The sequence below is a fragment of the Collinsella sp. HCP28S3_E9 genome (genome assembly GCF_052065455.1).
In the GTDB taxonomy this organism is placed as follows: Bacteria; Actinomycetota; Coriobacteriia; order Coriobacteriales; family Coriobacteriaceae; genus Collinsella.
The window spans coordinates 30,008-52,828 of sequence record NZ_JBQHTZ010000004.1 but is presented as its reverse complement, the minus strand read 5'-3'; the positions used below and the strand labels follow the sequence as shown (position 1 = coordinate 52,828).

18 protein-coding genes and 6 tRNA genes are annotated in these 22,821 nt (G+C 57.4%); all 24 read right to left on the bottom strand.

The features are described 5' to 3' along the window. Positions 1-2: 2 nt before the first annotated feature. Entirely contained in the window at positions 3-560 is a 558-nt protein-coding gene (folE, locus tag ACTNA2_RS03020) for a GTP cyclohydrolase I FolE (protein ID WP_441048574.1), read from the bottom strand. 67 nt (positions 561-627) lie between these two features. Then, positions 628-1,209 (bottom strand): anaerobic ribonucleoside-triphosphate reductase activating protein, encoded by a 582-nt coding sequence (gene nrdG / locus ACTNA2_RS03015; protein ID WP_441048573.1) that lies wholly within the window; start codon positions 1,207-1,209, stop codon positions 628-630. Positions 1,210-1,635: 426 nt separating this feature from the next. Continuing rightward, on the bottom strand, positions 1,636-3,858 hold the full coding sequence (gene nrdD, locus ACTNA2_RS03010) for an anaerobic ribonucleoside-triphosphate reductase (RefSeq protein WP_427718616.1): 2,223 nt from the start codon (positions 3,856-3,858) through the stop codon (positions 1,636-1,638). A 567-nt stretch (positions 3,859-4,425) separates the two neighbouring features. Further along, positions 4,426-4,620, bottom strand: a complete 195-nt coding sequence (locus ACTNA2_RS03005; protein WP_195838587.1) for a hypothetical protein — start codon at positions 4,618-4,620, stop codon at positions 4,426-4,428. Positions 4,621-4,824: 204 nt separating this feature from the next. After that, a tRNA-Val gene (locus tag ACTNA2_RS03000) sits at positions 4,825-4,899 on the bottom strand. Between the two features lie 3 nt (positions 4,900-4,902). Then, positions 4,903-4,978 (bottom strand) — tRNA-Gly (locus ACTNA2_RS02995). Between the two features lie 185 nt (positions 4,979-5,163). Continuing rightward, positions 5,164-5,667 (bottom strand): alpha-amylase family glycosyl hydrolase, encoded by a 504-nt coding sequence (locus tag ACTNA2_RS02990; RefSeq protein WP_441048572.1) that lies wholly within the window; start codon positions 5,665-5,667, stop codon positions 5,164-5,166. Between the two features lie 365 nt (positions 5,668-6,032). Continuing rightward, positions 6,033-6,108: transfer RNA gene (locus tag ACTNA2_RS02985), tRNA-Gly, on the bottom strand. Positions 6,109-6,150: 42 nt separating this feature from the next. After that, a tRNA-Cys gene (locus tag ACTNA2_RS02980) sits at positions 6,151-6,224 on the bottom strand. A 35-nt stretch (positions 6,225-6,259) separates the two neighbouring features. Continuing rightward, positions 6,260-6,335, bottom strand: a tRNA-Gly gene (locus tag ACTNA2_RS02975). 105 nt (positions 6,336-6,440) lie between these two features. Then, a complete protein-coding gene (locus ACTNA2_RS02970; protein ID WP_441048571.1) occupies positions 6,441-7,187 on the bottom strand; it encodes an anti-sigma factor antagonist in 747 nt (248 codons plus the stop codon). A gap of 81 nt (positions 7,188-7,268) precedes the next feature. Then, the gene (locus ACTNA2_RS02965; RefSeq protein WP_441048570.1) at positions 7,269-9,614 is read right to left on the bottom strand and encodes a GAF domain-containing SpoIIE family protein phosphatase; all 2,346 of its coding nucleotides are present in this window, start codon (positions 9,612-9,614) and stop codon (positions 7,269-7,271) included. A gap of 59 nt (positions 9,615-9,673) precedes the next feature. Next, positions 9,674-9,763 (bottom strand) — tRNA-Leu (locus tag ACTNA2_RS02960). Positions 9,764-10,357: 594 nt separating this feature from the next. After that, positions 10,358-11,386 (bottom strand): ABC transporter ATP-binding protein, encoded by a 1,029-nt coding sequence (locus ACTNA2_RS02955; RefSeq protein WP_154517434.1) that lies wholly within the window; start codon positions 11,384-11,386, stop codon positions 10,358-10,360. Further along, on the bottom strand, positions 11,387-12,478 hold the full coding sequence (locus ACTNA2_RS02950; protein WP_154517437.1) for an ABC transporter ATP-binding protein: 1,092 nt from the start codon (positions 12,476-12,478) through the stop codon (positions 11,387-11,389). A 2-nt stretch (positions 12,479-12,480) separates the two neighbouring features. Beyond that, complete coding sequence (locus ACTNA2_RS02945) at positions 12,481-13,371, bottom strand: ABC transporter permease (protein WP_370450642.1); 891 nt, start codon at positions 13,369-13,371, stop codon at positions 12,481-12,483. Between the two features lie 59 nt (positions 13,372-13,430). Beyond that, positions 13,431-14,468, bottom strand: a complete 1,038-nt coding sequence (locus ACTNA2_RS02940) for an ABC transporter permease (RefSeq protein ID WP_304212150.1) — start codon at positions 14,466-14,468, stop codon at positions 13,431-13,433. Positions 14,469-14,625: 157 nt separating this feature from the next. Beyond that, the gene (locus ACTNA2_RS02935) at positions 14,626-16,302 is read right to left on the bottom strand and encodes a peptide ABC transporter substrate-binding protein (protein ID WP_441048569.1); all 1,677 of its coding nucleotides are present in this window, start codon (positions 16,300-16,302) and stop codon (positions 14,626-14,628) included. A gap of 295 nt (positions 16,303-16,597) precedes the next feature. Further along, positions 16,598-16,852: a preprotein translocase subunit SecG gene (gene secG, locus ACTNA2_RS02930; protein WP_006236144.1), complete on the bottom strand. Its 255-nt coding sequence runs from the start codon at positions 16,850-16,852 to the stop codon at positions 16,598-16,600. Positions 16,853-17,016: 164 nt separating this feature from the next. Further along, positions 17,017-18,570, bottom strand: coding sequence for a 2,3-bisphosphoglycerate-independent phosphoglycerate mutase (gene gpmI, locus ACTNA2_RS02925; protein ID WP_441048568.1), 1,554 nt, complete (start codon positions 18,568-18,570; stop codon positions 17,017-17,019). Positions 18,571-18,575: 5 nt separating this feature from the next. Next, positions 18,576-19,343 carry a triose-phosphate isomerase gene (gene tpiA, locus ACTNA2_RS02920; RefSeq protein WP_154517452.1) on the bottom strand — a complete coding sequence of 256 codons (768 nt, stop codon included), beginning with the start codon at positions 19,341-19,343 and terminating at the stop codon, positions 18,576-18,578. Then, complete coding sequence (locus ACTNA2_RS02915) at positions 19,336-20,526, bottom strand: phosphoglycerate kinase (protein ID WP_304212190.1); 1,191 nt, start codon at positions 20,524-20,526, stop codon at positions 19,336-19,338. The genes tpiA and ACTNA2_RS02915 overlap by 8 nt, the downstream gene beginning before the upstream one ends. 140 nt (positions 20,527-20,666) lie before the next feature. Next, on the bottom strand, positions 20,667-21,692 hold the full coding sequence (gene gap / locus ACTNA2_RS02910) for a type I glyceraldehyde-3-phosphate dehydrogenase (protein WP_154517458.1): 1,026 nt from the start codon (positions 21,690-21,692) through the stop codon (positions 20,667-20,669). Positions 21,693-21,885: 193 nt separating this feature from the next. Next, positions 21,886-22,815, bottom strand: coding sequence for a DNA-binding protein WhiA (whiA, locus tag ACTNA2_RS02905; RefSeq protein WP_441048567.1), 930 nt, complete (start codon positions 22,813-22,815; stop codon positions 21,886-21,888). Between the last annotated feature and the right edge of the window lie 6 nt (positions 22,816-22,821).

Sequence of the window (22,821 nt, the reverse complement as noted above, 5' to 3'; positions counted from 1 at the left end):
GGTTAGCGGTCCAGCATCCTAAAGAATCGCTCCTCGAGCGCGGGATCGGTCTCAAAGACACCGCGACGAGCAAGCGTTACGGTCTTGGTACCGGGCTTTTGCACGCCGCGCATGGTCATGCACATATGCTCGGCTTCCATCAGCACGATCGCCCCTTGGGGAGCAAGATATTCCATGAGGGCATCGGCAACCTGCGCGCACAGCTGCTCCTGCAGCTGCAGACGACGGGCATAGACCTCAACCGTGCGAGCAAGCTTAGACAGACCCGCCACGCGACCGTTAGGGATATAGCCGATCGCAGCCTTGCCATAAAACGGCAGCAGATGGTGCTCGCACAGCGAGTAAAACGTAATGTCGCGCTCGATAACCAAATCGTTCGAAGCGACGGCAAAGGTTTTGGACAGGTGCTCCTCGGCACGCCGGCCCATACCGCCGGCAATCTCGCCATACATACGGGCGACGCGTGCCGGGGTCTCCAGCAGGCCCTCACGAGTTGGGTCCTCGCCTATACCTTCAAGCAGCAGCTTAATAGCAGTCTCGACTTTTTCCTGATCGACCATCTGGGCCTCACTTTTTTCGATTTCGCGTTCGCGCTATGGTACCACGCTGGCACGCAACCTCTTCCAGCTACATAGTATGGGTCGAATAGACCGGATCGTCCCGCCAAAGCTCCACAGCGTCGCAAAGCGCAACGCCCTCGCGCGCAGCACGAGCGCGCGAGGCGTTCATGTCGATCACGCGCTGATTGCTCGAGCCCCTAAAGCGCAACGAGATATCGTACAGATCTTGAACGAACGGACCGTCCACCAGCATGTCGAGGCAAGCAAGGATACGGTCCGTCACGTCGGTATGGTGACGGCCACCCGGCATTAGTTCCTCGAGCACGTCACCGGTAAAGCACCAAATGGTCTTCCCAGACTCCACAGGGTAGGTCGCACGCACGCGTTCGATAAAATCAACGAGCCCCGCCTGGTTCTCGGGTTCCATAGGCTCCCCGCCCAGAATCGTCAGGCCATCAATAAAGGGATGATCAAGACTATCGATGATTTTGTCCTCGACGGCACGATCGAACGGTTCACCCGCGGCAAAGTCCCACGCGACGGAGTTAAAACAATTCTTGCACCCACGACGGCACCCACTCACAAACAGAGAAGTACGAACGCCTTCTCCATCAGCAATGTCGAAATACTTAATGTTCGCGTAGTTCATAGGTAACCTTCCTGGGGGTCTGGAGCATATCATCCCGTCCTCAAACATTCTCGGCCTTCGGTCTGCGAAACTGCGGGCGGGACGATATGCTCCAGATCCCTCGCGAGCGACACTCGGTGAACAAAGCGAACATCGAGCATAGGGTTCGAGGTCCAATAAAAACTGGGTCGCGGCTCAACCGCCATCGCAAGTAAATCGCAGCTGCAGCTCGAATTATTACCGCCAAGAACTTCGAGGAGTGGGCAGACCGCATGCTGCATCTCAGCTACATCAACTTGGCTGCCCCGTAGCGAGGCCCCGGACCTTTGCTCGATATGAGTTCCGCACGAACAGGAGGCGCCAGTGGCGCCTCCGTCGTGAGCCAGGACTGTCCGAAATAGCGAGTAAAGGTCCGGGGCCTCGCTACGGGGCAGCCTGGGGTGGTTATTAGAGATGCAGCACGCGGTCGCGGATCTCCTCGGTTCGACCCTGGTTCCAGAACTGGGTACCGATGTAGCCGCACGTGCGACGGGCGACATTCATCTTCTCCTGGTCACGATTGCCGCAATTGGGGCACTCCCACACCAGTTTGCCATCGTCCTCGACAATGCGAATCTCACCGTCATAGCCGCACACCTGGCAGTAATCGCTCTTGGTGTTGAGCTCGGCGTACATGATGTTGTCGTAGATGTACTGCATTACGCGAATGACCGCCTTGAGGTTGTCCTGCATGTTGGGAACCTCAACGTAGGAGATAGCACCGCCCGGCGAAAGCTGCTGGAACATGCCCTCAAACTTAAGCTTGTCGAAGGCATCGATCTCCTCGGACACGTGGACGTGATAGCTGTTAGTAATGTAGCCCTTGTCCGTCACGCCCGGGATAATGCCGAAACGGCGCTGCAGGCACTTGGCGAACTTGTAGGTCGTCGACTCAAGCGGGGTGCCGTACAGCGAGAAGTCGATATCGCTTTCGGCCTTCCACTCGGCGCACTTGTCGTTCATGTGCTGCATGACGGCCATGGCAAACGGCGTGCCCTCCTTCTCGGTGTGGCTGTGGCCCGTCATGTACTTGACGCACTCATACAGACCGGCGTAACCCAGGCTAATGGTGGAATAGCCGCCCACGAGCAGCTTGTCGATCGTCTCACCCTTCTTAAGGCGCGCCAAGGCACCGTACTGCCAAAGAATCGGCGCAGCATCCGAAAGCGTGCCCATCAGGCGCTCATGACGGCACAGCAGGGCGCGGTGGCACAGCTCAAGGCGCTCATCGAAGATCTTCCAGAACTTGTCCATGTCCTGATGCGAGCTCAGCGCAACATCGGGCAGGTTGATGGTCACAACACCCTGGTTAAAGCGACCATAGTACTTAGGCTTGGTCGGGTCATAGTTCAGAGCGTTGGCGACATTGTTAAAGCCGTTGCCCGAACGGTCGGGCGTCAGGAAACTGCGGCAACCCATGCAGGTATAGCAATCGCCGTTGCCGGCGGTCTCGCCCTTAGACAGCTTGAGCTCGCGCATCTTCTTCTCGGAGATGTAGTCGGGCACCATGCGCTTGGCGGTGCACTTGGCGGCGAGCTTGGTCAGATAGAAGTACGGCGAATCCTCGCGGATGTTATCGTCCTCGAGCACGTAGATGAGCTTGGGGAACGCCGGGGTGATCCACACGCCGGCTTCGTTCTTAACGCCCTCATAGCGTTGACGAAGCGTCTCCTCCACAATCATGGCAAGGTCGTGCTTCTCCTGGGGCGTACGGGCCTCATTGAGATACATAAAGACCGTCACGAACGGCGCCTGGCCATTCGTGGTCATAAGGGTCACGACCTGATACTGAATCGTCTGGACGCCGCGACGAATCTCATCGCGCAGGCGTTCCTCAACGACCTCGCGAACCTTCTCGGCAGATGCCGAAACACCGAGCTCCTCAAGCTCGCGAGCGACCTCGCCGCGAATCTTTTGACGGCTCACCTCAACGAACGGGGCGAGATGGGTCAGCGAAATAGACTGACCGCCGTACTGGGAGGAAGCAACCTGGGCGATAATCTGCGTCGCGATGTTGCAGGCGGTCGAGAAGCTGTGCGGCTTCTCGATCAGCGTACCCGAGATAACGGTGCCGTTCTGGAGCATGTCCTCCAGGTTCACCAGATCGCAGTTGTGCATGTGCTGGGCAAAGTAATCCGAATCGTGGAAATGGATCAGGCCCTCATTATGGGCATCCACGATCTCCTGGGGCAGCAGCACGCGTTGGGTCAGGTCCTTGGAAATCTCGCCGGCCATATAGTCGCGCTGAACGGAATTGACGGTCGGATTCTTATTGGAGTTCTCCTGCTTAACCTCTTCGTTATTGCACTCGATCAGCGACAGGATCTTGTCGTCGGTCGTGTTCTTTTGGCGCTTCAGGCTCTGAACATAACGATAGATGATGTAGCGGCGAGCGACCTCGTAGCAGTCGAGACGCATGATCTCGTCCTCGACCAGATCCTGGATCTCCTCGACCGATACGGTATGGCCGGCCTTCTCACATGCCTCGGCGACGTTTTGCGCCGCGTAGATCACCTGGCGGTCGGTAAGACGAGAGCCCTCCTCGACCTCCAAGTTGGCGGCGCGAATCGCATTGACGATCTTATCGATGTCAAAGGCAACCTCGGTGCCGCTGCGCTTGATGATCTTCATCCTCTTGCCTCTTTCGCGTCGTAATCCCATTGCGCTTCAGAGCCAAACGATGCCTGGCAGGGCTTGTCCCTGTCTTGCGGCGCCGTCGCGCAATCTGTGTTCTCGATAAACCATAGGTCCTCATGCGGACAATCCTCGCGGCCGATCAAGCGGCTCAAAGGCGTGTCCAAATGGGACGAACAAGGTCTTCGTTCTCTGTCCGCCATCTATCATACGACAAAGACGCCTCTATATCCTGTATTCTTTTTTTAGGTCAAACACAACATATAGTGTTTCAGCAGGTCAAAGCAATTGGTCATTTTACAGACACATTAATTATGAGGGTTTCTCGGCAAGTCGGTAAAACGTTACCAACGCGGCTACCTGCAAGGCAGTTATAAAACCCCCTAGTCAAGCCGCCGACAAATCCTACCAAAACCAAGCCGCTCACGCGAAAAGAATCCAAAAGATTATGCTTGACCAACATGTTGCGGTCGAATGCCGGCGGACGGAGCGACGGGGCTGCAAACGCTCGGAAGACTACAGCCCCGGCACTCCGTCCGCCGGCATTCGATAGGCGAGGAGCTATTAGTTCTCTTCGCGAGCTATCATGCGGCCGAGAGCCGCTGTAAAGGGATCGAGCAGCACGCCGGCGATAACCACAAAGGCCCACCCCTTTGTGACAAGGCCCGCCCAGCGCGCGAAGAACGTACGGCCTTCAATCGTTCCGAATCCTCCCTGGAAGGCAATCTCGCCAAAACCGATCACCATAAAAGATTGCACGGGGGTCAACCATGGAAACGCGGGCGACGTGCACGGTTATGATCAAAATAATCATCTCCCACGAGACCAAGAGGCCAATAACGACAAATTATGCTGGGCAGCAAATGCAACGTGAAAAAGCGACCGAGGTCGATAATTTGACGGCATATTATGTGTGTTTATAACAAAACAGTCCAGAAGCAAAGCCTCTGGACTGCGAACATTTGGTGGGCGTTACAAGATTTGAACTTGTGACCTCTTCCGTGTCAGGGAAGCGCTCTCCCCCTGAGCTAAACGCCCAAATGGAGCGGACAACGGGGCTCGAACCCGCGACCCCAACCTTGGCAAGGTTGTGCTCTACCAACTGAGCCATGTCCGCTTACGGAGATTAATCTTACGTGATACCCGCATCCTATGCAAGAACTTTTTTTGAAAAGTTTTGCGACGCCCTCGCGAACCTCACGAAGACATCAGCCACCTCAACGTCAGGACGTCGCAAAAGAACGCATGAACCTCGGGGCATGACCAGACAAAGTCCGGCCGCTCGGGCGTAAACATATGCAGCTACCACTGACCGTCCGCAACACGCGTCCAGGCGGGGCCGCCAAAGTTGGCATTCCAATTGGTGGGAGGCAGCTCGCCATGTTCGCCGCGACCATCGCGGAATATATAACGGGCGCGCTCGGGCGATCCAGGGCCGGCGGCAAGAGCGGCTTTGAACCAGGGGTGCTGGTTGGATGAATGATTGGGCACGATGTCGACGATGACCTTGATGCCGCGTGCGTGAGCCGCAGCGACCATGTCATCGAAGTCGTCAAGCGAGCCGAGACGTGGGTCGACATCGCAGTAGTCCGCCACATCATAGCCACCATCGACAAGAGGCGATGGGTAAAACGGGCTCAACCAGATGGCCTCGATGCCCAGCCGCTCAAGATAGTCCATCTGCTGGGTAATGCCCGCGATATCGCCCAGACCCGAACCAGTCGAATCCTTAAACGAGCGCGGGTAGATCTGATAGATCGCGGCATCGGACATCCATGGGCGCGAAGAGGACTTTTCTGTAGCCATGGAGCGCGCCTCCCTTGCAACGAGGTTTTGCGAGATGCCCACGATGATACGCCCAAAGCTGTTATTCGCGGCAAACAACGCCACAGCCACGCCCCAAGACGCTCGCTCCCTCTCGGGTTCGAGCCTCTGCAATGGGTACGAAAAAGCCCGGCTACCGTGGTAGTCGGGCTGTTGTACTTGGAGCGGACAACGGGGCATCCGCGTATCCGCTTCGCGGATCCGCACCGGCTTCGGCCGCCTGCCGGCGACCTCGCCAGCTCGCTACAAACGCTCCGCGTTTGCTTAACGCTCGCTCCCTCTCGGGTTCGAGCCTCTGCAATGGGTACGAAAAAGCCCGGCTACCGTGGTAGTCGGGCTGTTGTACTTGGAGCGGACAACGGGGCTCGAACCCGCGACCCCAACCTTGGCAAGGTTGTGCTCTACCAACTGAGCCATGTCCGCATATGTAAAACAAAACGGGCGCCGGAGCGCCCGGATGTTGCCTGGAGGCGAAGCCCGGATTCGAACCGGGGGTAAAGGCTTTGCAGGCCTCTGCCTTACCACTTGGCCACTTCGCCGAAAAAGGACCGTTAAGAACGGTCCGGAAATGCAATGGAGCGGACAACGGGGCTCGAACCCGCGACCCCAACCTTGGCAAGGTTGTGCTCTACCAACTGAGCCATGTCCGCTTGCGGGTTATTAATTTACGCGAGTTATCCAAAAGACGCAAGTACTTTTTTCAAAAAAGTTGCCCAAAGCAAGTTCACGCAGGAAAATCATGTCAACCCAAGGCGCTAAGCGCACGATTCCAATGCCGAGCTAAACAGCTTCACTATCCGAACGCGTGTGCCGGCACCATCCGTGCGACGGGCAACCTCCACATTATCGACGAGCATGCGCATAAGCTTGATACCGCGTCCGCGTTCCTCGGATGCCATCGGTTCGCTCGACCCATCGATAGAATAGCCAGCGCCTCGATCAAGCACCTCAAGCACAACACGGTCCCCATAGGCCTGAATCGTCAGGATGCAGCCAACACCGCCCGCATGGTCATATGCGTTACCCAATGCCTCCCCCAACGCTAATGCGACGTCATAGCGCTCATCACGCCTCAGGGGAAGCGATTCGAGAATCTCGGCCACACGGTGCCGATAATACGGGAGATTCTCGATGCCTCGCTGCACCTTGACGCTCTTGCTCCATCGCGGCAACTCCCCCACCGGAATGGCGGGAATTGACTCCCGCACCGGACCCGCAACATGAAGGATGTCGACAAGTCGGGCAATCTCCAAAAAGCGAACGACCTCATCGGAGGCGTTAACAAGCGAAAGCAGCCCTTCTCGTCTCATAAGCTCTCTGGCACGCGTAAGCAAAAACGCCAAACCCGTCGAGTCGATAAAAGCCACGGTCTGGCAATTGATGACAACACGGCGCACGCCCCGGTCGATTAAATTATCCAACCGTCGGCGCAGCTCGGGCACCGAGGCGATATCGATATCGCCCGGTGGCGTCAAAACCGCTATGTCATTCCACTCATTCATGCGACCATGGTTCCCCAAAAGAGCTCGCTCGATGCACACTTTTCTGCAACCGTTAGGATTCTGTATGCCCAACGTCGCGACCTACGATCGACCCCGTAAAAACTCAAGGGACACCAATGCAATGTCATCGTCCAGTGCCGAGTCGGTAAAGCGGTCAAGCTCGCCCAAGACCTTACCGCAGATGCCCGATACGCCCTCACCCGAAACAGAGAGTAGAAGGTCGCGCAGGCGTTGCTCGCCAAAGAAAGCACCCGAGCGGTCGCGTGCTTCGATCGTTCCGTCGGTATACATAAACAGCATGTCACCAGGATCGAACGTAAACACGCCCGTCTCGTACACCATGCTCTCAAAGGCACCGATCACGCCCGATTGGCACCCAAGGAGCTCCACTTCTCCCCCGCAGGTCTCTCCTCCGCCATGCGGCGTCGACGACGGCCTAATGACCATAGTGGGAGGATGTCCCGCAGAGCAATAGGTAGCGCGGCCCGCTTTAAGATCAATCTTGGCGATAAACGCCGTCACAAACGTCTCGACCCTCGAAAAGCCCATGAGCATGCTATTGAGCGAGCGGGCCATGCGAGCGGGTCCCGCACCCTCCCAGGCATAAGCCGTCAACGCCGTCTTGACGAGCGCCGACATCGACGCCGCCTCAATTCCTTTGCCGGAGACATCGCCCAATATCATAACGGCGCAATCGTCGGGAAGACGGATAAGCGTATAGAAGTCACCACCGACCAACGCCGAATTCGTTGCCGACAGGTATACCGAATCGGTTGCGATGCCCGGAACGTCGCCTAGCGAATTTCTCATGCCAATCTGAAGCGTCTGAGCGATATGACGCTCTTCACGCTTTTGAGACTCGCCCTCATAGATCAGCTCAAAGTCGTGTGCCAAATGCACCATGTAGTCGTATTCAAGGTCGTCGATTGGCTCCTGGCTGCCATCACGGAGCAGCAAAACGCGCCTCGTCGGTCCCTTGGCGATATCAGCGGGCACGATTGCATCGTTGCTTCGCGTACCATCCGCCTCCGAGCGGCAGCGCCCCGCCTCGATACCGGAATCGACATAAAGTCCCTGACACGGCAGGCCGTGGGCTCTCAACCATGCGCCCATAGTCGTGGATTCGTCCACGCGCGTAAGGCGCACGTGCTTGAGGTCGTCGGCGCTCGTCCCACCCAGCACCGATGTCTCAAATCCATCGGAAATTGCCCCCAGGCGCGCCGCCGGCGTCGTGACAGAAAAGAAGAGTGACTCCGGATCGCCCGGCAATGCCACACGACTGCCGCCTTCAAAATCGATGACATAGGTTCCGAGGCCCGCATCATACTCCACGGGGCAGAAATGGCAACTGAGCACAGCGCAGATTTCGGTCGATACCGCACGCGAGGCGGCAATAGGATCATCGAGATAGGCAAACAACTCATCGCGCAGCACGTTGAGAGAACGGCCAAGCTCTGCCGTGCGACGTGAACGCAGACTCGATGCCATGCCGACTAGTTGGATGGAGAGATAATCGCAAATGACCTCGAGCACGTTGACATCATAGGCAAGCGGCGCCTGCGGACGTTTCCAACCGACCTCCAACACACCGAGCACCTGAGTGCCATAAAACACGGGAAGACATATCTCGCTGCGGTATGGAGGCATATCTTGCACGCGTAGCAGGTGCTTAGAACGATTGTCCAGGTCCATAAACATACCCGAGGCAACCCTATCGCCCTCGAGGTCCTGCTGAATCGACAGGCGGCAGGCACGAGACTCACGGAGCACATACGTCGGGATACCCGCACCATACGGCATAAACTCGGGCAGGTAGCTGTCATACAGCTCCTTGGAAACACCGCGAAGCTTAAAACCGCCGCTCTCAGAAAAATAGATGGCAGCACCCGAGGCATCGAGGGTTCCTACAAGCTGGTTCAAAACGGTATCCAACAAACTAGGCAGCTCATCGGAGCCCACCGTGCTCATAATGACCGACAACGTGCCCGAGAGGCGCTTATTCGCCACTCTGAGCTCCGAAAGCGCACGCTTGAGCTGACGGTCATGCGAATACTGCTCTTCGATACTATGGAGCGCCACGAGAACACGCGGCGCACGGCGGCCAAAGATACGAGGCGGCGTAACCGAGCCGGCACAAACTAGGACGGGAATAAAGGAGCCGTCACTGAGCTTAAGCATCAACTCGCTCTCGGTACCATTGGTCTCAAAAGGAAGACGATGTTCTGTCGCGCGTTCAAATGCTGACGAGTACAAGAGATCTTTAACGTCCCCGTTGATCACATCGGAACGTTCCTCGCAGATCAAGTCGAGCAAGCGATTGTTTACATGCAAAATGGTTCCGTCGAGCTCGCAGATAATGACAGCATCGCTCGTAATATCGACCAATTGGGCAACGTCAACCCACTCATTGCGCTCAAGCGTTTCCATCGTGAACCTCACCGTCTATCGGTAACAAAAAAGCCTCCGAAGAGGCTTCTCAAATGCGATGGTGTCGGAGGCGGGACTTGAACCCGCATGACCAAAAAGCGGTCACTAGCACCTCAAGCTAGCGCGTCTGCCAATTCCGCCACTCCGACATGCTATGTTGTTGATTCGCAGTTCGTTTTGCTGGACCCGCGCTTTCAACGAGGAAGATAATAACCTATGATTCGAGAACTGTGCAAGCACTTTTTTCAAAAAAGTTTACGAATTTGAAAATGCGCAGGTAAATCTATATGTCCAGGCCGGAATGGGGGCAACTTCCCAACGCATTCCGCAGGGGGCGGTACATTTTGATTCGCGCTTCGCGCTACAAAATGTACCGCCCCCTGCGGAATGCGTTGGGAAGTTGCCCCCATTCCGGCCCTACAGCCACATACTCCAAGTACGATTCTCAAACATATACTGGGGCTGATGCAAATTTGGTGGCTCGGCTTTGCCGAGCCCTTTTATGGGGAGGCCGGAGCTAAAGCTCCGGCCTCGCTCAATTTCTTATTAGATTAAGTGAGCGATCAAGGAATCGCCCCCCTGCAGTGGTAACACAGGGTCCGTGCTGGACTTAGTTTTCAGAACATTCCGCAGACCAGGAAACCCCCTTATCCGCAGCTCCGAAGGAGCAGGATAAGAGGGTTTCCATGGTCGAGGACGTTCTGAAAACTAAGTCCAGCACGGGCCCGAACGATAACAACCGACTACAGGTCGATGTGCGATTCCTTGATCGGGAACGGCTCGGCGAAGTGGCAGGCGCAGCAGTGGCCCGGAGCAACTTCCCTAAACTCGGGAAGCTTCTCGGAGCAGATGCCCTGCGCGATCGGGCAGCGCGTGTGGAAACGGCAGCCAGTCGGCGGATCCAGCGGTGACGGCGGATCGCCGGCGAGGATGATGCGCTTACGGGACTTTTGGATATCCGGATCGGGAACCGGCACGGCAGACAGCAGCGACTGCGTATACGGGTGGTGAGGCTCGCTATAGAGCGTCTTCCAGTCAGAGACCTCGACCACCTTACCCAGATACATAACGGCAACGCGATCGGAGATGTGCTGAACGACGGACAGGTCGTGGGCGATAAACAGATACGCCGTACCAAACTTGTCCTGCAGTTCCTTAAGCAGGTTCAGAACCTGGGCCTGAATGGACACATCCAGAGCGGATACCGGTTCGTCACAGATAATCAGCTTGGGCTTCAGCGCAAAAGCGCGGGCAATGCCGACACGCTGACGCTGGCCACCCGAGAACTCATGAGGATAGCGATTGATGTGCTCGGGGTTCAGTCCGACAACGTCGAGAAGCTCGCGGACGCGCTCAATGCGCTCCTCCTTGGTTCCCACGCCGTGAATGGTCATGGGTTCGGAGACGATCTCGCCGATGGTCATGCGAGGATTCAGCGAGGCATAAGGATCCTGGAAGATAAACTGCATCTCGCGACGCATATCCTTGATCTCATGCTTGCTCATTTCGGCAACATCTTTACCCTGGAAGAACACCTTACCGGCGGTCGGCTTGGTCAGGCGCATGATGGTGCGACCCGTAGTGGACTTACCGCAACCAGACTCACCAACCAGACCAAAGGTCTCACCAGGATAAATCTCAAAAGAGATGTCGTTTACAGCAGAGACGACGCGCTTGGAAAAACGCTTGGCGAACATGCCGGACTCTGCGGGGAACTCCTTAGAGAGGTGCTCGACCTTCAGTAGCGGAGTGCGCTCGTTATTGTCTGCCATTTACGCCTCGCCTCCCTTCTTGGAATCCTTACGCGTGCGGGACGTCTCAGGGGCGTTCTTGAGGAACTCGGGGTCACCGGAATAATGGCACGCAGAATAGTGGCCGGACTCGGTAACAAAACGCTCGGGGCGCTGCTTGCGGCACTTATCGGTCGCATAGGGGCAACGAGGCGAGAACACGCAACCCTCGGGCAGGTTCATGAGCGAAGGCGGGTTGCCGTGAATCGGAGTAAGCGGCTTCTTCTCATCGATGGCCTGCTCCGGGATGGAGCGAATCAGGCCCCAGGTATAAGGGTGACGGCTCTCGTAGAAGATTTCCTCAGCAGTACCGAACTCGACGGGACGGCCGGCGTACATAACCATGATCTTGTCGGCCATATCGGCGACAACACCCAGGTCATGGGTAATCATGATGATGGCGTTACCGTTCTTCTCCTGCATTTCCTGCATAAGCTCAATAATCTGAGCCTGGATGGTAACGTCCAGGGCAGTCGTGGGCTCGTCGGCAATCAGAATATCGGGATCGCAGGCAAGGGCCATGGCAATCATGACGCGCTGACGCATACCACCAGAAAACTGGTGCGGATACTCATTGACGCGTTTCTCGGGCTCGGGAATACCAACGAGGTCCAAAAGCTCGGTGGCGCGCTTGAGCGCCTCCTGCTTGGAGTAGCCACGGTGCAGACGAAGGCCCTCACCCACCTGCTTGCCGATCTTATAGACCGGGTTCAAGGAGGTCATAGGATCCTGGAAGATCATCGCAATATCGTTGCCACGAATGTGCTGCATCTCTTCCTCAGTCATCTCGAGGATAGAACGACCGCGATAGCGAACGTCACCGCCCTCAATCTTTCCCGGAGGCATCGAGATAAGACCCATGATGGTCATGGCGGTCACGGACTTACCGGAGCCGGACTCACCGACGACACCCAGGGTCTCGCCACGATCGAGCGTGTAGGACACACCATCGACAGCGCGAACGACGCCATCCTCGGTGTGGAAATACATCTTAAGGTCATCAACCTCGAGCAGATGCTGGCCCTCGGGAACCGGCTGGTCCTTCAGGTCCACATAGTTCTTGTTCTTCTTCATCCTTATGCGTCCTTCATCTTGACGTCGAGGGCGTCGCGCAGACCGTCACCCAGCAGGGTGAAGGCGAGCACCGTCGAGAGAATTGCCAGACCGGGCATGATCATCATCCAGGGAGCAGTCAGAAGATACTGCTGACCGTCCTGAATCATGGAGCCCCACGAAGGCGTAGGCGGAATAACGCCCATGCCGAGGAAGGACAGAGCGGACTCGGTCAGAATGGCGCCACCAATGTTCATAGTCGCGTAGACCACGATGGAGGCAACGGAGTTCGGGAAGATGTGACGCACGACGATACGAGCATCAGATGCACCCATCGCGCGCGCAGCGTCAACATAGTCGTTTTCCTTGACCGTCAAGATCGCGGATCGGAAGACGCGCGCAATCGAAGGCCAGCCAAGAATACCGATGGCGATAAAGACGTTCTGAAGACCACGGCCGATAACGGCGATCATGGCGACAACGAACAGCACGTACGGGAACGCAAGGAAGATGTCCGCACAGCGCATGATGATCGTATCCCAGATGCCGCCGTAGAAACCGGCCAGAGCGCCCATGACCAGACCAATCACCGTGGAGATCGCAGTGGCCATAATGCCGACGGACAGCGAAACGCGTGCACCGTAGATAACGCGGACGAGAATGTCACGGCCAAGGGAGTCGGTGCCAAACGGGTGCTCTGCACACGGAGCCAGCAGCGACGTCTCGGCCATGGTGGTCGAATCGGAAGCCGTCGGCGAACCGAGCCAGGGCTTAGCCCACAGATCTGCGGTCAAGGCAACCACAACGACGATAATGATCCAGCAGACACCGATAACGGCGAGCTTGTTCTTACGAAGACGCTTAAAAGCGTCGCCCCACAGCGTGCGAGACTTGGCGGGAGCAGATGCGGCCATGGTGGCGGTAGCCTGCTCCTGAGACTGAGAATCAGTTTCCTGCATGAGACGTACCTCCCTTAGGCCTTATCCGACGGACCGCCAAGGCGGATGCGCGGGTCGAGGAATGCATAGCTAATGTCGACGAGCAGGTTGATCACCATGACGACGACGACGATGAGCGTAACGCCGCCCATAACGATGGGCCAGTCACGCATGCTAATGGCGCGATAGACCTCATAGCCGATACCGGGCCAGTTAAAAACCGTCTCGGTCAGGATGGCGCCCGAAAGCATGGCACCAAAGTCGACACCAATATAGGTAACGACGGGGATAAGTGCATTCTTAAGCGCATGCTTGATGATGATCGCGCGATTGGAGAGACCCTTGGCCTTTGCCGTACGGATGTAATCCTGGCTCATGACGTCAAGCAGCTGCGAGCGCATAATGCGAGCGGCATAAGCGGTCGAAACCGAAGCCAGCGTAATGGTCGGAAGCACATAGTGCATCCAATCCTGATACTGAGAACTGGAACCACCGGCACCCGAGATCGGCATGGAGAATGCGCCGCCGGTGGCATCCTTGAGGATGACGCCAAAGAACAGCTGCAGCAACATACCGAGCCAGAAGGCCGGGACGGCAACGAGGATTGACGTGGTGAGCGTTACCAAAATATCCCAGAAGGAATAACGCTTTACCGCCGAAATGATACCCGCACCGATACCCATGATTGCCTCGAGTACGATGGCGCATGCGGCAAGTTTGACCGTATACGGATACTTCTGGGCAAAGATTTCCGTAACCGGCAGCTTGCGCTGATAGGAATTACCCAGATCGCCATGAAGCAGGCCGTTCATGTAATACAAGTAACGGTCCACGAGCGACGTTTGAACGGGGTCGCCGTTCTCGTCAAGGATCGCGTTGCCGTCCTCGTCCGACTGGACCAGGTGATAGCGCACGCGAAGCTGAAGCTCCACCTCGGGGGACAGAGCCTTGTCTCCACCGATCAGCTTGATCGGATCTCCCGGCACGATATTCTGGAGGGCGAACAGAATCAGCGTAACGCCCAAAAATACCGGGATGAACTGAAGCACACGTTTAACGATGTACTTACCCATACCACTCCCCTATCTAGGGATTAACCTAAATGGGATGCCGATCGCCAGACCGGCATCCCAAAATTACCATCAGCCAGTTTACCCCAGGTTAGGGAGAACTGTATGTTTCCCATGAGGTCTACGTAAATACTTGACCCTCACGGAAGCTGCAAAACTCTTAGGCGAGCTCAGCGGTACCCAGATCGGCGTGCTTCTGCGGATCGACATAGAGGTACTTGATGCGATCGGAGCCGGCGATGGTGTGCGTGTAGAACATCAGCGGGATGACCGGGCAGTCAGCAGCGACCATTGCGTCGGCCTCCTGCATCTTAGCGACGCGCTCTTCGTCGTCAATCGTGGTACGGGCCTCGTCGACCTTGGCGTCGAACTCGGGGTTGTTGTAACCAGAACGGTTGTCGCCACCGAGGGAGTCGGAGTGGAACAGCGGATACAGGAAGTTGTCCATGATCGGGTAGTCGGCAATCCAGCCCAGACGACCGAACTGATAGTTGAGGTTCTGATACTGTTCGAGCAGGGCAGACCACTCGGGGGTATCGGAGACGGCGTTGACGCCCACCTTGGCGAGGTCGCCGATGATGGACTCCATGATCTCCTTGTGGCCACCGTCCTGGTTGTAGGACAGAGTCACGTTAATGCCACGGTCACCGTTGGCGTCGGCAGGAGCAACCTTGTCGAGGTACTCGTTAGCCTTGTCGACGTCATAGGCGCAGAACTCCCATGCGCCCTCCTTGTAGCCATCGATACCCGGAGGAACAATGCCGTCAGCGGGGGTGCGGGTACCCTTGAAGATGGTCTTGCAGATGGCCTCGCGGTTGATGGCCAGGGAGATGCCCCTGCGCAGATCGGCGTTGTTGAACGGCTCGGCCGTGGTGTTGCAGGTCAGGTAGTAGGTGGAAGGCTCGGCGCCGAGCAGCATGCGCTCGCCGTCGCCCATGGTGTAGCCGTCCTTGGACTCGCCGCGATCCTTCTTGGCGGCGTCGATCTGAGCAACGGGAACGTCGCAGATGTCAAGGTTACCGGCCTGGAACTCCTTGTAAGCGGTCTCCACGTCCTTGATGACCTGGAAGTGGATGCCATCGATCTTGGCCTTGTCGCCATAGTAATCGTCGAACTTCTTGAGGTTGATCTCCTGACCATCCTCCCACTTGCCGTCCATCATGAACGGGCCGTTACCGATCGGGGCAAGGTAGAAGCTCTTGACATCGGACTCGGCGCACTCGGGAACCGGGGACAGAGCCGGATGAGAGGCGACGAAGGGGAAGTCGGCGTAAGCGGAAGTCAGCTTGACGACGAGGGTCTCATCGTCAGGGCAGGTAACACCGCTGAGCTCAGTAGTGTTACCGGCAAGCAGATCGTCATAGCCCTCGACCATGGAAAGGTGATAGGAGACCTCGGAAGGACCATACTCTTTAGCGACAGCGGACTTGGTGCTGACCAGACGCTCCCAACCGAGCTTGAAGGACTTGGAGGTAACGTCATCACCGTTGTGGAACTTGGCCTTCTTGATCTTGAAGGTAAACTCGGTGGCGTCGTCGTTGGCCTCGAAGGACTCGCAAGCCAGCGGAACGATCTCGCCCTTCTCGGCGTCATAAGAGGTCAGAGCGTCAAAGAGCTGGTACTCGACCTGAGTGCCCTGGTCCTCCTGGACATTGTAGGGGTCGATGCAGACCGGGTTATTGATGTAGAAGTTCAGCGTCGAACCGGACTCAGAACCGGAAGCGTCGCCGCCCTTCTTGCCGCATGCGGCAAGAAAAGCCATGGAGCTCGCAGCAAGGGTACCGCCGACAAAGGCGCGACGACCCATAACGGGCTGGTGGAACATAGAATCAGCCATGCCATCCTCCTTATGAGATAGGACAAAGAAATGTTCAGTCGGACATATGTCGAGACAATCCGATCCGAACTATCGAAACGCCGCCCGTTGCTATGGCTGGTTATGCACAACAGGCCAACGTTTTCAATACAGTAGCGCATTTTATGCACGGTTTGAGGCTAATTCCGGTTAACGGTCGAGAATTTCTTTAGTTGGGCGCAGTATGTGGTGATATTCTGACTCTGTTACAAATATGTAAACAAAAAGGGTCCCGCACTTGCGGAACCCCTTTTCAATTATTTTATGCGGCTCGTGCTTAGTAGCCCACGATGCCCTGCGGGAAGAAGAACATGCACAGCACGACGCACACGGCAAACACGACAGCCATGATGACGGTCAGGCGGTCAAGGTTCTGCTCCATAACGCCCGTGGCAGAGCTGGAGTTATACAGCGAGCTGGCGATCATATCCGAAACGCCGGTGCCCTTACCGGAATGCATCAGGACGAGAATCGTCAGCGCCACGGCAGAGACAGCCCAAACTACAAACAGCAGAATCTGAAACGGACCCATAGAGAAGCTCCTTAATAGAACAATTCAAACTCTAGTACTGTACCACAACCCCCGACACTCCCCACCTGCCATTTGGGGACGAGGTAGAAATGGCAAAAATACCAAAAAAGGGGGTTGCCCGAATATGGTCAACCCCCTTGCAAAGAAACGCTTGGCGTTTTCTCTTAGGCCTCGGTCGCGAGCACGCGGCCCGTCATCTCGGCGGAAGGCTCCAGACCAGCCATGGTGAGCATAGTCGGGGCGATATCGGAAAGTCGACCGTCCTTGATACCGGTGAGCTGTGCCTTCTCATCAACGATGATGAACGGCACGCGGTTGGTGGTGTGAGCCGTAAACGGATGCTTGGAACCGTCGGAAGCAACGTCAAACATGTGATCGGCGTTGCCGTGGTCGGCGGTAATCAGCGCAAAGCCGCCCTTAGCGAGAATCGCCGGGACAACCTTGGACAGGGCATCGTCAACAGCCTCGACGGCCTTAACGGCCGCGTCGAAGACACCGGTGTGACCAACCATGTCGCAGTTCGCGAAGTTCACGATGTAGAAATCAGCGCGGTCCTCGTTGATGGCAGCGACGAGCTTCTCGGTAACCTCGGGAGCGCTCATCTCGGGCTGCAAATCGTAGGTAGCAACCTTGGGGGAAGCGACGAGCACGCGCTCCTCGCCCTCCTTGGGCTCCTCGATGCCGCCGTTAAGGAAGAACGTCACGTGGGCGTACTTCTCGGTCTCGGCGGTGTGCAGCTGCTTCAGGCCATTGGCTGCGATTACGTCGGCCAGAACGTTCTCGGGGAACGTCTTGGGGAAGGCGACCTCGACGTCAAACGTCGGATCGTATTCGGTCATCGTCACAAAGTGCGAGAGCTTGATCTGCTCGCGCTCAAAGCCGTCGAACTCCTTGTCCGTGAACACGCGGGTCATCTGACGAGCGCGGTCGGGACGGAAGTTGAAGAAGATGGCCGCGTCGCCCTCGTGGATACCCTCGTTGTGGGCAGCGAACGGCTCAACGAACTCATCGCCGCGCGGATCCTTCTCGTAGTAGGCCTTGATACCGGCAACGGGGTCGGTATCGGCATCGGACGCATTGACCATGACGTCGTAGGCGCGCTCGATGCGCTCCCAACGGTTGTCGCGGTCCATGGCCCAATAACGGCCCGAGACGGTAGCAACGCGAGCGTCGCAACCAGTCTCCTCGGAGATCTTGGCCAGGAAGGCGCAGAACTCGCTCATGTAGCCGGCACCGGACTGCGGATCGACGTCGCGGCCATCCATAAAGGCGTGAACGCGAACGGTCTTAATGCCATACTGGGCAGCCATCTTGACCAGGGCCTCGACATGGTTCATGTGAGAATGAACACCGCCGGGGCTCATAAGGCCCATGAGGTGCAGGGTCTTGCCCTCGGCCTTGACGTCATCCATAGCCTTGACGAAAACCTCGTTCTTGGCGATGGAGCCGTCCTTGATGGCGTTGTTGATGCGCGAAAGCTCCTGAAACACGATGCGGCCGGCACCGATGTTGAGGTGACCCACCTCGGAGTTGCCCATCTGGCCGTCGGGAAGGCCCACGTCCTCGCCCGAAGCACCGAGCGTGGTGTGAGGATACTTCTCGTACAGGCTATCGAGGAAGGGCGTCTTGGCGGCAGCGACGGCGTTCTCGCCGTCGGCCGGAGCCAAGCCGCAGCCATCCATGATGATTAGGAGTGCAGGAAGATGACGCTGTGCCATATGCCCTACTCGCCTGCCTTGACGACCATAGAGGCGAAGTCGGCAGCCTTGAGCGAAGCGCCGCCCACGAGGGCGCCGTCAACGTCGGGCTTGGCAACAAGCTCAGCGATGTTGGCGGGCTTGGCGGAGCCACCATAAAGAACGCGGATGCCGTTGGCGAGCTCCTCGCCGAACATCTCCTTGAGGGTCTCACGGATAGCGCCGCAGACCTCCTGAGCGTCCTCGGCGGTAGCGGTCTTGCCGGTGCCGATGGCCCAGATGGGCTCGTAGGCGACGACGACCTGCTTGGGGCAGGTGATCTCAAGACCCTCGAGACCAGCCTTGACCTGGTTCACGACATGCTCGACATAGGTGCCGGCCTCGCGAACCTCAAGGGACTCACCGCAGCAGAAGACGGGAACAAGACCGGCGGCAACGAGAGCCTTAGCCTTCTTGTTCTGGTCCTCATCGGTCTCGTGGAAGTAGTCACGACGCTCGGAGTGGCCGATGATGCAGTAGGTGCAGCCAGCGGACTTGAGCATGTCGCAAGAGGACTCACCGGTGAAGGCACCCTTGGCCTCCCAGTACACGTTCTGTGCACCGAGGGCGATGGGGGCAGCCTGAATGCGGTCATGAACCGTAGTAATGTCGATGGTCGGAGGGCAGACGAGCACCTCGACGCCAGCCGGAACCTCGGGCAGAGCCTGGGCCAGCTCGTCGGCGAGCTTGGCAGCCTCGGCGACGTCGTTGTTCATCTTCCAGTTACCAGCGATAAGAAGGGTGCGATTAGGCATCGAGAAGCGCCTCCACTCCGGGCAGGGCCTTACCCTCGACGAGCTCCATGGAAGCGCCACCGCCGGTGGAGATCCAGCTCATCTTGTCGGCCAGGTTAAACTTGTTGACGGCTGCGACGGAATCGCCACCACCGATGATCGAGGTGCAATCAGCCTCGGCGACAGCCTCGGCGATAGCCTGGGTGCCGTGAGCGAAGTTGTCGAACTCAAAGACGCCCATGGGGCCATTCCAGAATACGGTCTTGGCGCCCTTGACGGCCTCGGCGTAGAGCTCCTCGGTCTTGGGGCCGATGTCCATGCCCTCACGGTCGTCGGGGATAGCGTCGGAAGCGACAACCTCGGGGACAGCGTCCTCGCCAAAGTGGTCGGCAACACGGTTGTCGATGGGGAGCAGGATCTTGACGCCCTTCTCCTCGGCCTTCTTGAGCATCTCGCCAGCGCGCTCGACCCAGTCCTCTTCCTTGAGGGACTGACCGACGGTCATGCCCTGAGCCAGGAAGAAGGTATAGGCCATGCCGCCACCGATAATCAGGGTGTCGGCGGAGTCGATGAGATGATCGAGAACGCCGATCTTGGAGGAAACCTTGGAACCGCCGACGATGGCGACGAAGGGGCGCTCGGGCTCGGCGAAGATACCGGTCAGCGTGTCGACCTCCTTCTCCAGAAGGAAGCCAGCGACTGCGGGCAGGTAAGCGGCGGGACCCACGACGGAACCCTGGGCGCGGTGAGCGGTGCCGAAGGCGTCGAGGACGAAGACGTCGCCATAGGAAGCGAGGGTCTTGGCGATCTCGGGATCGTTCTTCTTCTCACGCTTGTCAAAACGGACGTTCTCGAGAACGAGGACCTTGCCCGGCTCGACGGCGGCGACGGCCTCGGCGGCCTTCTCGCCATAAGTGTCGGCGACAAAAGCAACATCGAGACCAGAGAGCTCGGCGAGCTTCTTGGCTACGGGCTCGAGGGAAAGCTCGGGCTGGAAGCCGGTGCCCTCGGGACGGCCAAGGTGGCTCATGAGGATAACGCGAGCATTGTGCTCAACGAGATAGTTGATGGTGGGCAGGGCAGCCTTGATACGGGTGGTGTCGCCAACGACGCCATCCTTGATAGGCACGTTGAAGTCAACGCGGACGAGAACGCGCTTGCCGTCGACATCGATGTCGCGGACGGTCTTCTTGGTAAAGGCCATGTTTGCTTCTACCTTTCGTACGTGTCTGCCTCCCATTACGGCAGACGATTTCTTATAAAAAGGGCGCGACCTTAGGGTGTAAGCCCTATAAGGCCGCGCCCTTTTTTAGACGCTCAACGAGCTATTCGCTAAAAGCCAAATTAAGCAACGAACTTCTCGAAGTACTTGATGGTGCGGACCATCTGAGAGGTGTAGGAGTTCTCGTTGTCGTACCAAGAGGTAACCTGAACGAGGGTCTGGCCGTTGCCGAGGTCAGAGCACATGGTCTGAGTGGCGTCGAAGATGGAGCCATGGGTCTCGCCGATGATATCGGTGGAGACGATGTCGTCCTCGTTGTAAGCGAAGGTCTCGGAGATGGTGGCAGCGTAGGCCTTCATAGCGGCGTTGACCTCGTCGGCGGTAACCTTCTTGTCAACGACAGCGTAGAGGTTGGTGAGGGAGCCGGTCGGCGTCGGGACGCGCTGGGCGGCACCGATGAGCTTACCGTTGAGCTCGGGGAGAACCAGGCCGATAGCCTTGGCAGCACCGGTGGTGTTGGGGACGATGTTGACGGCGCAGGCGCGGCTACGACGCTTGTTGCCCTTGCGCTGCGGGCCGTCGAGCGGCATCTGGTCGCCAGTCCAGGCGTGAATGGTGGTCATGATGCCGGACACGATGGGAGCGAAGTCGTTCAGACCCTTGGCCATCGGGGCGAGGCAGTTGGTGGTGCAGGAAGCAGCGGAGATGATGTTGTCCTCAGCGGTCAGCGTCTCATGGTTGACGTTGTACACGATGGTGGGCAGATCGCTGCCGGCCGGAGCGGAGATGACGACCTTCTTGGCACCAGCGTTGATGTGGGCCTGAGCCTTAGCCTTGCTGGTGTAGAAGCCAGTGCACTCGAGAACGACGTCGACGTCGAGGTCGCCCCAAGGCAGGTTGTTGGCGTCGGCCTCCTTGTAGATCTTGATCTCCTTGCCGTCAACGGTGATGGAATCCTCGCCAGCGACGACCTCGTGATCGCGAGCATAGTTGCCCTGCGTGGAGTCGTACTTCAGCAGGTAAGCGAGCATATCGGGAGAGGTGAGGTCGTTGATAGCGACGATCTCGGAGCCCTCATGACCGAACATCTGACGGAAGGCCAGACGACCGATGCGACCGAAGCCGTTAATAGCAACCTTTACTGCCATTGTGTCTCCTTTCGTAAGGCCCCCGCAAGCTACAGCGCCCGCCGTTGAGGCCCACAAACTAACCACTCGCCTAATATACCTTTTTTTTGACTTGAATTTCACGAGAATGCTCGAAATTGAAAATCAAATTTGCTTTAAAACGTTTTAAAGCATAAAACGGCAGTTCAAGTACTATATAAACTGCCGCTTTAAACTACCTGTTCGCTTCAATGAGCTTTTCAAGACGCAAAACACGGTGATATAGGGCCGACTTTGACAAAGGAGGGTCGGCCATCTCCCCCAAATCTCGCAGTGAGAGATCGGGATAGCGCTCACGTAAGTCACAAAAGGCCGCCAAGGCATCCGGGAGCACATCGCGCATGCCGCGTCGCTCAAGCTCCTCGATAAGCGCGAGCTGATGTTGGGCAGCGCCGGCGCTTCTCGTCTGGTTGGCCAGCTCAGCATTCACGCGACGATTTACGTCGTTTTTCACCAACTTGACCGCACGGGCTTCCTCGATTTCGGCAACGCTGCGCTTGGCACCAATCAATTTGAGCAAATGCTCAATCTCCTCGGCGCTCTTGATGTACACGGCATATGATCCTCGCCGGGCGTTGACGCGTGCATGAACCCCGACCTGCCCCAACAGGTCGCAAAGCCCCTTGGCGTATTGTTCGCCCTGCACCGCAATCTCCAGGTGAAAATCGCCACGCGGGTCTGCCACAAAGCCGCCGGCAATTAAAGCGCCGCGAATGTAGGCGAGCCTGCAGCAGGGCCGGGCGACGATATGGCGCGGCACACCGGCGACGAGCCCTCCCCTGCGGTCGAGAATGCCCAGCAGAACCAAAGCCTTATCGAGGTCGGGCTGGTCGGGCAAGGTGATGAGATAGTTTCGCACCTTATGCAAGACCGACTTGCGAACGGTAAACTCCGTTTTGAGCTTGAGGATGCGGTGCGTCAGCGTAATCATCGTGCGTGCAACGGCACCCGTCTCGGTCGCAACCGTCAAACGGTACCGACCAGAGCCCGCTAGCGAAAGCGTGCCACTCACACGTGTAAGAGCGGCAAGTGTCGACAGATCGCAATATTCACATTCGGGTTCGCAGCGCGCAAGCTCGTCACGCACCTCGGCGGTAAACGACATTCAAAC